Origin of the sequence: Corallococcus caeni (assembly GCF_036245865.1) — a bacterium.
GTDB classification, from domain to species: Bacteria; Myxococcota; Myxococcia; order Myxococcales; family Myxococcaceae; genus Corallococcus; species Corallococcus caeni.
The window spans coordinates 539,002-553,089 of record NZ_BTTW01000005.1 but is presented as its reverse complement, the minus strand read 5'-3'; the positions used below and the strand labels follow the sequence as shown (position 1 = coordinate 553,089).

The following is a 14,088-nucleotide window of genomic DNA, read 5'->3' as shown; positions in this document are numbered from 1 at the left end:
GTCCGGATGGCATAGCGTGGATGTCCCTTCCCAGGGGGTGATGACCAATGATGGGAAGACAAGGGTGTCATCCATGGAGCTGAACGCAACGGGCCGGGAGATCCGCGTGGCGCTGCTGGAGGATCAGCAGGTGTTCCGCGAGAGCCTGGTGGCCCTGCTCGAAGGCGCGGGGATGAAGGTGGTGGCCCGGTGCGCGGAGACGGGCACGTTCCTGTCCAACGTGCGCGCGGCCGCGCCCGACGTGGCCGTGGTGGACCTGCGGCTGGAGCACGTGGGCCGCGAGGGCACGGAGGATGGCTTGAGCGCGCTGAAGTACCTGCATGACTTCCATCCGCGGGTGCGCGCGCTGGTGCTGTCCGGCTACCAGGCGCCGGACATGGTGGAGCGCTGCTTCCAGGCGGGCGCGGCGGGCTACCTGTGCAAGCTGAACGTGGGGTGTGACGACGTGGTGCGCGCCGTGGAGCGCGTGGCCCGGGGCGAGCGGCTCCTGCCCGTGGACATGCTCCAGGCCAATGCCATCCCATTGGACAACCTCCACGTGCCGGCCTCCGCGCTGTCGCGGCTCACCCTGCGCGAGCGCGAGGTGCTGGGCTACGTGGCGGCGGGCGCGGACAACCTGAAGATCGCCGCGCACCTCGGCATCACCGAGCGCACGGTGAAGGCGCACCTGACGAGCATCTACCGCAAGCTGGGGCCGGAGAACCGCGCCCAGCTCGCGGTGCTGGCGTGCGAGCTGGGCGTCACCCGCCCCGTGCTGGCCTGAGGCCTTGAGTCAGGGCGCCGCGCTCTCCTCCGCGGCGTCCCGGGGGCCGCCCAGGTGCTGGAGGAACCACTCCCCGGCGAGCTCCGCCACCTGCTCCAGCTCCGAGTCCTCCTGGAAGTGGTGCGTGGCGCCCGGGATGATGTCCATGCGCTTGTCGGTGCGGAGCGCTTCGTAGGCCCGGCGGTTGATGTCCAGGCCCAGCGTGTCCGCGCCGCCCACCAGCAGCAGCGTGGGGGCCCGCACCTTGGGCAGCACCGCGCCCGCGAGGTCCGGACGGCCGCCGCGCGACACGACGGCCTCCACCTGGTCGGGCCGGAAGGCCGCGGCGGACAGCGCCGCGCCCGCGCCGGTGTGCGCGCCGAAGTAGCCCACGCGCAGCCCCTGGGCGGGGCCTTCGCGCTGGAGCCACCGGGACGCGCCCGCCATGCGCATGCCCAGGAGGCCCACGTTGAAGCGCAGTTGCCGCGTGCGGCGCTCCTCCATCTCCTCGCTGGTCAGCAGGTCCATCAGCAGGGTGCCCAGCCCCATCGCCTGGAACAGGCGCGAGGTCTGCGCGAGCCGTGGACTCTGGAGGCTGCTGTCGCTGCCGCGCGCCAGCACCACCACGCCCCGGGCCCCCGCGGGCACCGCCAGCCGCCCCCGGACGAGGACGGCGTCATCGACGGGCACCATCACCTCGCGCTCCAGGTGCTTTCGCGTCGCCGAGCCACCACCACGCCGCGCTTGGGACTCCCGCGCTTCGTCCCACCCGTGGTCCTGCCCTACCGCCTTCAACCCCGTTCGTGACCGGGGACCTGTCATACAGGCTCCTCCCGTCTGCGTTTGGCTGGTTACAGCGTCTGGCTGAGACCCAAGTTGAGCACTGTGCCCGCCGCTGTGACCTGCCGGAAGGTACAGGGTGTCCAGCGTAGGACAGGGCCGCCGGTGCGGGGGAGGACGCCCTGGGGAGGGTGCCCGGAGCAGGACGTCAGGGCTTCGTGGCCACCACCAGCTCGAAGGGACCGGGGAGCACCCGCGCGTGCGTGAAGCCCGACGCGGTGAGCGCCTCCAGGTAGAACTCCACCTCGCGCAGCCGGCTCACGCACGTGTCCACGCCGATGAGGAAGTAGGACCAGAAGAACTGGGCCGCCAGCCGCTCCGGGGTGCGGAACTCCTCGCAGATGAGCACGCGCCCGCCGGAGGGCAGGGCGGTGAAGGCGGCCTGCATGAGCGACCGCGCCACCTCCGCGGGCCAGTCATGGAGCACGCGCACGAACGACAGCGCGTCGTAGCCCGTGGGCAGGGGCTCCTTCAGGAAGTCGCCGCCCACGAACCCCATCCGCTGGGCGGACAGGCCCGCGCGCTCGCGGGTGCGCGCGACGAGCGCTTCGGTCGCGGGCAGGTTGTAGACGTCCACGGCGAGCGCCGGGTGCTGGCGCAGCAGGTGCTCCGCGAGCGTGCCGTCCCCGCCGCCCACGTCGAGCAGCCGCGCCCCGGCGGGCCACAGCGCGCCCGCGTGCGTGCGGAACGTCTCCAGGATGGGGCCCAGGCCCGCGGCCATGCTGGCCTCGAAGCCCTCCACCTGCTCGGGCGTGCGCGGGGGCCAGTCGAACGACGTGGCGGACATGGAGTGCTGGCCGCGCAGCGTCTCCGGCATCCGGCCGTGCAGGGCCTTCCAGTCGTACTTCTCGCGGTCGCGCTCGAGCGAGTTGGCGCCCAGCACGGCCTCCGCCGCCGCGCGCAGGCCGGGCACGCCGCGGTAGCGCGCCGCCTCCAGCGCGTCGCTGGTCTGCTCGCGCTGCACCAGCCCCAGGCTCTCCAGGCAGTCGAGGAACTTGTAGAGCCGCTTGGGCACCAGGCCGTGCTTCGCAGACAGCTCGCCCAGCGTCACGGGCCCGGGCTCCAGCGCGTCCAGCAGCCCCAGGTTCAGGGCCGTCTCCACGACGTCCAGCGCGCGGGCGCCGTTGAACAGCAGGTGCAGCAGGGCGCGGGGCGAGGGCGCCTCGCGGGTGAAGGGGGCCGTGCTCATGCGGACTCCTTGCGCTGCTCTTCGAGGAGCGCGTCCATGAAGGCGTCCACCTCCTCGGGCGTGTTGTAGAAGTGCGGCGCCGCGCGCAGGAAGCCCCGGTGGCTGCAGATGAAGCCGCGCGCCACCAGCCGCTGCGTCACCTGGGCGTCGCCCTGGAAGCGCAGCGCCACCACGCCGCCGCGCCGGTGCGGCTCGCGCGGCGTCACCACGTGCAGGCCCGCTTCGTCCGCGCGGGCCATCAGCCGGTCCGTGAGCTTCAGCGAGTGCGCGCGCACCGCTTCCATGCCCACGCCCTTGAGCAGCTCCAGGCCCGGACGGGACAGCAGCACCATCAGCGGCGCGGGCGTGCCGCCCATCATCCGCCGCGCGTCCGGCGCGTAGTCCGCCGTCTCCTGGAAGGCCAGCGGCGAGGCTCCGGCCAGCCACCCGGTGGCCGCGGGCCTCAGCGTGGGCAGGAGGCCCGGGCGCACGTACATGAAGGCGGCCTCGGATCCGCCCAGCCACTTGTGCGCGCCGCCCATGAGGAAGTCCACGTCCAGGTGGCGCACGTCCACGGGGACGGCGCCCACCGTCTGGTACGCGTCCGTGGCGATGAGGGCCCCGGCCGCGTGCGCCGCCTTCGCGATGCGCGCGACGTCCAGCACCGCGCCGGTCGCGAAGGCGCCGTGCGAAACACAGACGATGCGCGTGCGCGCGTCGATGGCCGCCTCCAGCGCGGCATCATCCACGCGGCCGTCCTTGGACGGCACGACGACCAGCTCCGCCCCGTAGCGCGCGAAGCCCTTCCAGATGAAGGGCACCGTGGGGAACTCCAGGTCGGTGACGACGACGCGGCGGCGCTCTCCGGTGAACTCCAGGCACGAGGCCAGGCGCGACAGGTGCGCGCTCAGGTTCGTGTCCAGCGCCACGGAGCCGGCGGGCGCGCCGATGAGGCCCGCCACGCCGTCCGCGTACGCCTGCATCTGGGACAGCCACGTGTCCCAGGTGTCATCGCGCCACGCGCGCATCGTGTTCCAGTACTGCGCCAGCACGCCCTCCGCCGCCCGGGGCAGCGCCCCGGTGGAGTTGCTGTTGAGGTACGTGCAGGTCTGGAGCAGCGGGTACTCCGCGCGAAGGGCTCCCGGGAGTGCCGCCACGGTCACGGCAGTCTCCGCAGCTCCTGGGCGTGGGCGTACGCCGACGCATGCGCGGCGTGAGAATGCGCGTGCGGGCCATGCGGCGTCGGAGCGTGGGCCACCGGAGCGTGCGGACCGTGAGCCACCGGAGCGTGCGGACCGTGAGCCACCGGGGCATGCGGCCCGTGAGCCACCGGGGCGTGCGGCTGAGCGTGCGCCACCGGAGCATGCGGCCCGTGGGCCACCGGAGCGTGAGGCCCGTGAGCCACCGGAGCGTGAGGCTGAGCGTGAGCCACCGGAGCGTGCGGCACCGGAGTGTGAGGAGCATGGGCCGCTACGTGGGCCGGAGCAGGCTGGGCGTGGGCCGCCATGACGTGCGCCGGAGCAGGCTGGGCGTGGGCCGCGGAAGCGTGCGCCACCGGCGTGTGCTGAGCGTGCATCGGGCAGCCGCCGCCAACGCGCGGCTCATGTGCATGCGCGGTGGTGGGGTGCTGCGCGTGGGCCATCGGGGCGTGGTGCAGGTGCGGCGCGGGGCCCCCCGCGGACTGCGCCTGGGCCACCGGCGCGTGCATCGCCGAGTCATTCATCGCGTTGATCGCGGCCATCGGGCAGCCGCCACCGGTGCGCGCCTCACCCGGCGCGTAGCCACCCTCGCGCTTCCAGCCCGCGGTCAGCTCCACGCGCACGTCCCACAGCGCGCGGAACAGCGGCAGCGTCATCCGCGCCTGCAGCACCTGCGAAGGCAGCCCGTCCAGCGCCTTCACCGTGCGGTCGATGCCAATCGTCCGGCGCACCAGCTGGTAGTGCGCGTACAGCCATCCCTGGAAGCTCTCATCCACCGTCACCAGCTGCTCGCAGACGTGCTGCAGGTCCTTCGGCCCCCCAGCCGAATAGACCTGGAACAGCGTCAGCCCGCGACGCGCCAGCATGCGCTCCATGGCGGACTCCAGCCCGTCCGCCGCGTGGCGCAAGGTGTTGTAGCCCGGCGACTCCTGCCCGCTGCCGTTGCCCAGGCTGCGGCGGATGACCTGGTACTCCGACGGCGTCATCGTCTCCAGGATCGCCATCTCCGCGCTGATGCCGGCGATGATCTTCTGCACGCGCGCCAGCCGGGCCACCACCGCCCACAGCGCGTCGCGGTCCATCTCCGCCACCACCTCCACCATCTCCCGCGACGCCAGCTTCAGGTACAGCTCCTGCGACTGGTGGACGATCTGGAACATCAGCTCGTCGTGGGAGACCAGCTCGCCTTCCGGGGACTGCAGCGCCAGCAAGGTGTCCGTGTGCAGGTAGCGCTCGTAGTCCAGCTCGCCCTTGCCCACCCACTTCTTCAACATGACGTTGAACATGGGCTGAGTCAGCTCATACTTCAGCTTTTCGGCATGGCTGTAATCGGTCGACGTGTGCAAGGTGCCTCCGGGGGGACGCAGGCAGTTCGTGGTGGGTGAGGCGCGCCCCAGCAGGGAAGAACAGTGAGCGCGTAAATCTCTAGAAGCGACTACCTTACAGCCCTTTTGGTGAACTTCAAGTCATACCGGGCTTGCGGGTTATCGATTTTTGAGATTCCCATCGTTCCGGAGGGAGGGGTAGCCCGAGGGGTCGGGCTTACCCAGGGGGTGAGTCAGCTCTCAACCGGTGAGGGATTCCGGTTGGAGGACGCCGGCCGCGGCTTCAGGCGCATGGCGTTGAGCTTCTGGGCCAGGTCGGCGCCCTGGACACTCTTGGAGATGTAGCCGTCCGCGCCGGACGCGATGGCCAGCGAGCGCAGCTTGGCCTCGTCGGAGGCGGAGTAGAGGATGAAGCGGGTGCCCGGGGGGGCGTACTGGCGCGCCAGCCCCACCACCTTGTCCCCCTTGAGGGCGGGGAAATTCACGTCGATGAGCACGAAGTCCGGCTCGGAGGCGCGCACGATGTTGGACACGCCCAGGGCGGACGTGTGGGTCTGCACATCGAACCCGTACGCGCTCAACGAGCGCTGCACGAGGTCGAGCAGGTCCGGATCGTCGTCCACGACAAGGACGCGCGGTTTTGCTTCAGCCATGGCTTCTCCCTAGGTACTGACGAATCGTCTCGATGAGCTGGTCGCGGTCCAGGGGCTTGGTCATGTAGGCCGTGCAACCGGCCGCCTGTGCCTTGTCCTGGTATTCGCGACCCGCGTGCGCCGTGACGGCGATGACGGGCACATTCTGCCCATCCGGCAACGCGCGGAGCCTGCGGGTGACTTCCCAACCGTCGAGTCTCGGCAGGGACAGGTCCATGAGGATGAGGTCCGGCGCGTCGTTGCGGGCCCGCTCCAGCCCCTGCTCGCCGTCCTCCGCCTCGATGAGGTCATACAGCCCGCCCAGGTAGCGGCGGACGATGTCGCGGTTCTGCTCGCTGTCCTCCACGTACAGCACGCGGGGCAGCTTCCCCGCGGTGGCCGCTCGCTGGGACACCAGGAGCCCCTTGGCCTGCGCGATGACGTCCTCCAGCGCGTGGCCACCCTTGCGCACGAAGCCGGCGAAGCCGTCGCGTAGGAGCGTCTCCTCCTCCTGGGAGAGCGTCTTGCCGGTGAGCACCACCACCGGGACGGACAGCTTCTCCGCGCGCAGCCGGCGCAGCACCTCGAAGCCGTCCAGGTTGGGCATCATCAGGTCCAGCACCACCAGCGACGGCGGCGACACGCGCGCCTTGAGCAGCGCGTCCTCGCCGTTGCGCGCCTCGTTGGTGGAGAAGCCCGCGCGGCGCAGGTTGCGGCTGACCAGCTCGCGCGTGGCCGCGTCGTCGTCCACCACCAGCACGTCGCCGGCGGCGGCCGTGGCGCCCGCGGAGGCCAGGCTCTTCTGCACCACCTCCACCAGCCGCTCCGGCTCCACCGGCTTCACCAGGTACTCGCACGCGCCCAGGCTGAAGCCGCGCGCGCGCTGCTCCTCCACGGACACCAGGATGACCGGGATGGCCGCCAGCGTCGGGTCGCTCTTGAGCTGGCTCAGCACGGACCAGCCGTCCATGCGCGGCAGGTGGATGTCCAGCAGGATGGCCTGCGGCTTCACCTCCCGGGCCAGCTTCATCGCGGCGAGGCCGTCGTTCGCCGTCACCACCTTGAAGCCCGCGGGCTCCAACTGGCCGGTGACGAGCTGCTGGATGAGCACGTCGTCGTCCACCACCAGCACCGTGCTGCCCGGCCGCGCCATGGGCGCGAGCTTCTGGGCCACGTCGTGCACGGGCACCAGGCGCTCCGTGGCGTGCGGGCTGTCCGCGCCCACCGTCGTCGCCAGCACGTCCGGCAGCCGCACCGTGAAGGTGGAGCCGCGGCCCAGCGTGCTCTTCACGTCCACCGTGCCGCCCAGCACGCGGGTGAGCTCGCGCACGATGGCCAGGCCCAGGCCCGTGCCGCCCACCTTGCGCGTGGTGGTGCCGTCCACCTGACGGAACTTCTCGAAGATGAAGGCGAGCTGATCCGCCGGGATGCCCACGCCGGTGTCCTCCACCGTCATCAGCAGCTCGCCCCCGCCCGCGGGCACCACCGTGAGCGCGACCTCGCCCGTGTCGGTGAACTTGGCCGCGTTGCTCAGCAGGTTGAGCATGATCTGCCGCAGCTTCAGCGCGTCGGTGCGGATCTCCTTCGCTTCGGGGTCCACGTTCACGGTGAGGGCCACGTCCTTGCCCTTCAGGTACTCCTTCACCGTGGCCATGCACTCGTCGGCCAGCTCCTCGACGTCCACCGGCTCGGTGACGACCTCCACGCGGCCCGCTTCGATCTTGGACAGGTCCAGGATGTCGTTGATGAGCGCCAGCAGCGTCTTGGCGTTCGTCTTCACCACGTTGAGGTCGCGCCGGCCGTGCGGCGTCAGGCGGCTGCCCTCCTCGCGCATGAGCAGGTCGCAGTAGCCGATGATGCCGTTGAGCGGCGTGCGGATCTCATGGCTGAAGTTCGCCAGGAACTCGCTCTTGAGGCGCACGGCGCCCTCCGCCTCGCGGGCGCGCTCCTCCTCGTTGCGCTTGGCGACGGAGAGCTCCTGGGCCAGCCGGTCCAGGTCCTCGTTCTGCTGACGGATGATCTCCATCTGCAGCGCGCGCTGCTGGTAGCTCGCCAGGGAGCGGGCGGACACCGCGCGCGTCTTCTTGATCTCCTCCAGGCTGGCGGCCAGCTGCTTGTTGGCGGCCTCCAGCTCGTCCTTGGAGGCGCGCAGGGCCTCTTCGTTCTGCTTGCGCTCGGTGATGTCTTCCGTGACGCCCAGCACGAAGCGCGCGACGCCCTGGTCGTCCAGCAGCGGAATCTTGCGCGTGGCGAAGATGCGGTCCACGCCGTCCGCGCGGGCCACCTCCTCGAACGTCTTCATCCGGCGCGTCTCGAGGATCTCCGTGTCGATGGCGATGAACGACTCCGCCTGCTCCGCCGGGAAGTAGTCGTGGTCCAGCTTCCCCAGCAACCACTCCTTGGTGACCTTGAAGGCGTCCGCGAACGTCTTGTTCGCCACCACCAGCCGGCGCGTCTCCGCGTCCTTCACGAACAGCACGAAGGGCAGCGCGTCGATGATGTTGCTGAGCAGGTAGTTGGTGCGCTTGAGCTCCACGCCCGTCATCTGGTGCTGGGCGCGCTCGGCGTGCAGGCGCAGCTCGCGCGCCACCACGAAGGGCAGGTGGCCGTAGCGGTCCTCGGTGACGTAGTCGCGCGCGCCGGCGCGCATGACCGCGGACAGCGTGTCCGCGCTCCAGGTGGGAGAGCTCACCACGAAGGCCGTCTCCCGGCCGCGCTTCACCCACGCCGCCTGGACGTCCTCCCAGGTCATGCCCGGGACTTCGGCCCCCACCAGCACCAGGGCCCAGGGGCGCTCCAGCGCCTGCTCCAGGGACTCCCGCGTGCTGACGGGCTCCAGCGTGAGCATGGAGAGGATGTCCTCCTTCTCCAACGCGTCGCGCATGGCGCGCGTCTCACGCTCGCTGCCCACCAGGAGCAGGGACAGGGTGTAACCGAGGGGCGCTTCCGCGTGGGCCACGTCGAACGGGTGGTGGGCCATGGTCTTTTAGTTGGAACCGAACGCCAGCACGGTCAGCGTGGTGTTGATGTGGAACCCTGAGTAGATCTCGAACTGCACGTTCATCCCAGCCGCCGACGGTGCGAGCTTCATGGCCTCGGAGAGGCTCGGCACCGTACCCGTGGCGCCCGCGTACCACATGCGTCCGCTGCAGTGGAACAGGAGGGCCGCCTGGGGGTTCTGTACCCGCCTGGGCAGCTCCTCCTGGAAGAAGTCCCGCGTCATGCCCGCCAGGTCGCCGGCCTTCATCAGGTCCAGCTCGCTGCCCTCCTCCAGGAGGTTGGCGAACAGGATGGAGCCGTCCTCCAGGGGACGCCACGCGGCGCGGATGAAGTACTCGCGGCCCACCTTCAGCGCGGTGGGGCGCGACGCGAAGCCGCCCGGCCGGCCGAACTCCAGGTCCGCGATGTTCTCCACGCCCAGGATGTCCGCGTAGCGCCGCGCGGCGGGCTTGCCGTCGATCTCCAGGGCGCGCGTGTGCGTCTCATCCACCTTGGTGATGGTGAGCCGCTCGCCGGTGGGCACGTACCAGTGCGAGCGCAGCGCGGCCCAGGGGGCGTTCGTCTTGAACAGCGCCACCAGCACGCCGTCGCCGGCCACTTCACCATCCACGTGGATGAGGGCGGACTGGCGCGCGGGGTCCGTCTCTGAATCGCTGGCGCCGCCGCCCACGAGCACCAGGGTCTGGTTCTTCTCCAGGATGCCCAGCAGCAGCTCTTCCTTCTTGTAACGGAAGCCGTCGTCAATCACGAGGCCCACGTACCGGCGCGCGTCCAGGTCCTGCTGGCGCACGCCCAATTCCTCGCACGCGCGCTTGATGGCCATGGCGCCCGCGGCGATGGCGTCCCCGGTGAGGCCTGAGCCCAGGCCCAGGCCCACCTCGAAGTCGCCGGAGAGCGCGCCCAGCACCACGCTGTTCTCGTGGATGCCGTTGTTGTCCAGCTCGCCGGCGGTGGTGGCGCCCACCAGCCGGGTGTCCTTGGGCAGCCGCTCGCGCACCGCGCGGTTGAGCGCGCGCTGGTCCCGCTGACGGGACGCGAACAGCGTCACCAGCTTCGGCGGGGGGCCGTGTAACTGGCGCAGGAGGTCCTCAGCGACGGCGACTGGATCCGTGAGGGTGGAACGAGCCGTCTGCATCTTCACGTGCGCCATGGAGGACCTCCGTGCGAACCGGCGGCGGCTAGAAGCCGGCGCCGGGGTGTGTCTTGTGACAACTGCCGGTGCACTGCTGGAACGACTCGCGGCCCCCGCCGACGTAAATGCTCTCGATGGGGCCGAACTTCTCCACGTGGCTGTCCGGGTAGCTCTTGTGGCACGACAGGCACGCGGCCTTGCTGGTGCGCTGCGTGGTCTCCTGCTTCAGGTGGCAGGACGAGCACTTCTCCAGGGGCGCGTCGAAGCGGTTGGAGCGCGAGTGGATGAAGTGCGTGCGCACGAAGATGGGCCCCTCCAGTTCGAAGCCCAGCGGAGCATGGCACGACGCGCACGCGGCGCGGTTGTCGTTCGCATGCAGCACTTCGCCCAGCTCGCCGCCCTTGCTGTGGCAGGTGTTGCACGGACCCGTGGTCAGGACTGCTTCCGTGTGCGTCTTCGTCCCCACCTGGATTTCGATGGTGCGCGACGCCGGCCGGTCCTCGCCCAGGTACACGCGGCGCGCCTTGGCGGTCACCAGGTAGGTGCCGGGCTTCGCGTCCGCGGGCAGGTGGTAGGTCCAGGTGTCGCTCACGGGCGCGTCCCAGCGGCCCTCGTTGGGGAAGAAGGCGCCGCCGAAGAGCTTGTTCGCCGGGGGGAAGGTCATGAACTGCGCATAGACGCCGTCGCGCGCGGGGGTGGCGATGGTCTGCACGTCCTGCGAGTCATCCAGGAAGGCCTCCAGGTCGACGATGCTCCGGATGGGCTGGATGTCCTGCGCCGGCCCGATGAGCTGCGTCATCATCATCCGTTCCTGGTGCTTGCGGCGATAGTAGGTCGTCGTGGGGTTGAAGAAGGCCTGATAGTACTGGATCCCCGCCGGATTGCCGGGAGCGCCCGGAGGTGCGACCTCATTGTAGGTTGGAAGGCTCCCGGCCGGGTGCAGCCGCTTGCCCTGGCCGTCCTTCAGGGTCATCTGGAAGGTGACGTCCGACCCGGGGGCGTACGTGCCGTCCTTGCGGGGCGCCGTCAGGGGCTTGATGTCGATGCCGAACCCGTAGCTGTACGCCGGCTTGGAGACCTGCGTGACGGGGATGAAGTAGGGGGCGAACGGGCGCAGGCTCCAGCGCAGGCGCAGGCCCACCGTGCGGGACGTGAAGGTGAGCGTCTGCTTCTTCGCGTGGTCGTACGCGTTGCGCAGCTCCACCAGGGCCTCTTCCTCGTAGGCCTTGGCGCCCGTGCAGTCCGTGGACGAGCGGCAGTCGCGCGTCCACTGGATGGCGCGCATGCGGCGGATGAAGAAGTCGTCACGCTCCGTGCGGCGGGTGTCGTCGCTGCCGATGTTCAGCAGCACCGGCGCGCCCGTCAGCACGCCGCGCGCGTCCACCGGCTCCACCGTGAAGAGGCTGGTCGCCTTCATCCACGCCGCGTCCCGGTAGAAGCGGCGGCGGGTGTAGGTGCCGTCCGCGTTCGACAGGCCCACGAACTCCTGGTCCGCCAGACGCACACCGCCCCACCCCACGGCGAGGAAATCGCTGTTCTGGCGCAGGCCGTCCACGCCCTCGTCCTTCGTGGCGAAGATGGAGGCGCGCAGGTCAATCTGGTTCACCCAGAACGTCTGGCCGGCCTTCACCTTCAGGGGGACGCCCTCGCCGTTGTCCACCTCCAGCGCCAGGCCCACGGGCGCGGAAGCGCCGCTGCCGCCACCCTTGAGGGCGGCATCGTCGGAGAGCGCCTGACCCTGGGCCGCGAGCTCCGGCTCCAGGCCGGCGGAGGACTCCTGCTCCGTGGACTCAGGACCGCCGCAGGCCACCGTCAGGCTGGCCAGCGCGGCCAGCAGGCCAGCGCGGCCCGCCGTGAACAGGCGGGGGGAAGTGCGAGTACACCGCTCCTGAATCTTGTCAGCTCCACCCATGAGGGGACTCCTCCGAACGCGTATGTGCGGACGGCTGCCGGAGCAGCGTCGCGGCCAGTGGACCCGGGTGCCCTTGCGTCGGGGGGACGCTGGCGGAGGGTCGCGCTCAAATCCGGCTTTTGCCGGAAACGAGCAGTTCTAGCCGCACGGAGAATATCCACAATCAACAGACGGGTTCAACTTCTGAGAATAATTCTACTCAGAGGCGAACTCGGAATGTTCGTGACTGGATGGGAAGGGGTGCTGGGGCGCAACCCACCCGGGAGGGTCATGCTCGAATCGAGGAAACGCTTGCTGCCGGGGTTTCCGGGGTGAAAGGGAGTTCGACGGTGAACTCCGAGCCCTCTCCCAGCCTCGAGTGGACGCGGATGGTGCCGCCGTGGGCTTCGACGAGCTGGCGGACGATGTAGAGGCCCAGGCCGAAGCCCGGCGCGCGGCTGTCCGTTGTGACCCGCTCGAAGCGGGTGAACAGGCGCTGCTGGGCTTCCGAGGAGATGCCGGCGCCGTGGTCGCGCACCGACATGCGGATCCGGTGTGTGACCTCATCCACGTCCACATGCACCTCCACGGGCTGACCCCGGCCGAATTTGAGGGCGTTGCTGACCAGGTTGGTGAGGACGCGGTCCAGGCGCTGGCGGTCCCAGCGGCCGCGGGCGCCGTCGCGGGCGTGGACGGTGAGGGCGCAGCCGGCGGCGGCGGCCTGGTCCTCGTGGCGGGCGGCCACCTCGTGCGCCAGCTCCGCCAGGTCCATGGGCTGGGCCTCCAGCACCAGCCGGCCGCCGGACAGGCGCGACAGGTCCAGCAGGTTGTGCACCAGCCGCCCCAGCCGCTTCGTCTCCTCCTCGGCCAGCAGCAGCCCCTCGCGCAGGCGCGAGTCCTCGCCGTGGGCGGGCGCGCACTGCAGGCGCACGCGGCGCAGGCGCAGCTGCAGCGAGCTCAGCGGGGTGCCCAGGTCGTGCGCGGCCACGCCAATGAGCTCCAGCGCGTTCTGCGTCGCCGCCATCAGGCGGGCGTTGTCCAGCGCCAGCGCGGCCCGGGCGGACAGCTCCTCCAGGAAGGCCTGGTCCACCGCGCCGTAGTGGCGGTGCGGCCGGGTGGACAGCAGGCACAGCGCGCCCAGCACGCGGTTGTCCACGATGAGCGGCACGCTCAGCGCGGAGCGCACGCCCAGCGCGCGCCACAGCTCCGCGGAGGCGCTGTCGCTGACGGAGGGCGGCAGCCGGTCCGGATCCACCTCCGCGAAGCGCTCGGCGCGGCCGGTGTGGACGACGCGCGCGGGGCCGGGCTCATCCAGTGATGGCCGGCGCATCAGGGGCTCCCACAGCCGCGTCTGGGTGGCCGCGTCCGCGCACGCCACCGCGCCGGGGCGCACGTCGCCGTTGCCGTCCGGCAGGTAGAGCACGCACGCGTCCGCCACCTCCGGCACGCACAGGCGGGTGAGGGCGTTTCCCAGCTCCTTGGCCCCGGCCTGGGGCTGGAGCACGCGGCCGGCCTCCGCGAGCAGCGCCTGCATGCGCTCGGTGCGCTTGCGCTCGGTGATGTCGCGCGTCACCTCCGCGAAGCCCTGCAGCGTGCCGCCTTCGGCGTACAGTGCGGTGAGCAGCGTCTCCGCCCAGAAGCGCGAGCCGTCCTTGCGCACCCGCCAGCCCTCCGACTGCAGGCGCCGCTCGCGCGCGGCCCGCTCGCGGTGGGACGCGGGCAGGCCGTGCGCCACCGCGTCCGGCACGTGCAGCACCTCCGCGCGCTGGCCCACGATGTCCGACGACGTCCAGCCGGTGAGCCGCTCCGCGCCCGTGCTCCAGCAGGACACCTGCCCGTCCGGCTCCAGGAAGCACAGCGCGTAGTCGCTCACGCCATCCATGAACAGGTGCAACCGCTGTTCACTTTGCAGCCGCTCCTCGTGCATGGGGCCCAGCGCGTTGCGCAGCACCATGACCAGCGCGAGGAGGGCGCCCAGGCCCAGCAGGCCGGTGAGGATGTCGGAGACGTGATGGAGGAAGGCCCCATCGTCCACCGCCAGCGTGTGGGTCGCGGACACCAAGGCGGCAAGCAGGATGAGTCCGGCCAGAAGGCACGCGGACAGACCCGCACCCACCCTCTGCGCGAAGGTCCAACGTCGCAGCATGTGGCACTCCCCC

10 protein-coding genes are annotated in these 14,088 nt (G+C 70.8%); 1 reads left to right on the top strand and 9 read right to left on the bottom strand.

All coding sequences use genetic code 11. From position 1 onward, the window contains the following. The first annotated feature begins 73 nt into the window (after positions 1 to 73). Complete coding sequence (locus AABA78_RS23565) at positions 74 to 763, top strand: response regulator transcription factor (RefSeq protein WP_338265984.1); 690 nt, start codon at positions 74 to 76, stop codon at positions 761 to 763. Between the two features lie 9 nt (positions 764 to 772). On the opposite strand, the gene AABA78_RS23560 is transcribed toward AABA78_RS23565, so the two are convergent. From AABA78_RS23560 to AABA78_RS23520, 9 genes are all read right to left on the bottom strand, one after another. Next, positions 773 to 1,435 (bottom strand): dienelactone hydrolase family protein, encoded by a 663-nt coding sequence (locus tag AABA78_RS23560; protein WP_171411892.1) that lies wholly within the window; start codon positions 1,433 to 1,435, stop codon positions 773 to 775. A gap of 295 nt (positions 1,436 to 1,730) precedes the next feature. Further along, the gene (locus AABA78_RS23555) at positions 1,731 to 2,771 is read right to left on the bottom strand and encodes a methyltransferase (protein WP_171411891.1); all 1,041 of its coding nucleotides are present in this window, start codon (positions 2,769 to 2,771) and stop codon (positions 1,731 to 1,733) included. Further along, positions 2,768 to 3,907, bottom strand: coding sequence for an aminotransferase class V-fold PLP-dependent enzyme (locus AABA78_RS23550; protein WP_338265979.1), 1,140 nt, complete (start codon positions 3,905 to 3,907; stop codon positions 2,768 to 2,770). The genes AABA78_RS23555 and AABA78_RS23550 overlap by 4 nt, the downstream gene beginning before the upstream one ends. Before the next feature lie 2 nt (positions 3,908 to 3,909). Continuing rightward, positions 3,910 to 5,235: a tryptophan 2,3-dioxygenase family protein gene (locus AABA78_RS23545; protein WP_338265977.1), complete on the bottom strand. Its 1,326-nt coding sequence runs from the start codon at positions 5,233 to 5,235 to the stop codon at positions 3,910 to 3,912. A 272-nt stretch (positions 5,236 to 5,507) separates the two neighbouring features. Beyond that, complete coding sequence (locus AABA78_RS23540; protein ID WP_171411888.1) at positions 5,508 to 5,927, bottom strand: response regulator; 420 nt, start codon at positions 5,925 to 5,927, stop codon at positions 5,508 to 5,510. Continuing rightward, on the bottom strand, positions 5,920 to 8,886 hold the full coding sequence (locus AABA78_RS23535; protein WP_338265974.1) for a response regulator: 2,967 nt from the start codon (positions 8,884 to 8,886) through the stop codon (positions 5,920 to 5,922). The genes AABA78_RS23540 and AABA78_RS23535 overlap by 8 nt, the downstream gene beginning before the upstream one ends. 6 nt (positions 8,887 to 8,892) lie before the next feature. Beyond that, complete coding sequence (locus tag AABA78_RS23530; protein ID WP_171411885.1) at positions 8,893 to 10,056, bottom strand: FIST signal transduction protein; 1,164 nt, start codon at positions 10,054 to 10,056, stop codon at positions 8,893 to 8,895. A 28-nt stretch (positions 10,057 to 10,084) separates the two neighbouring features. Continuing rightward, positions 10,085 to 11,950 carry a cytochrome c3 family protein gene (locus tag AABA78_RS23525; RefSeq protein ID WP_338265973.1) on the bottom strand — a complete coding sequence of 622 codons (1,866 nt, stop codon included), beginning with the start codon at positions 11,948 to 11,950 and terminating at the stop codon, positions 10,085 to 10,087. 268 nt (positions 11,951 to 12,218) lie between these two features. Then, positions 12,219 to 14,075: a sensor histidine kinase gene (locus tag AABA78_RS23520; RefSeq protein WP_338265970.1), complete on the bottom strand. Its 1,857-nt coding sequence runs from the start codon at positions 14,073 to 14,075 to the stop codon at positions 12,219 to 12,221. Positions 14,076 to 14,088 lie beyond the last annotated feature (13 nt).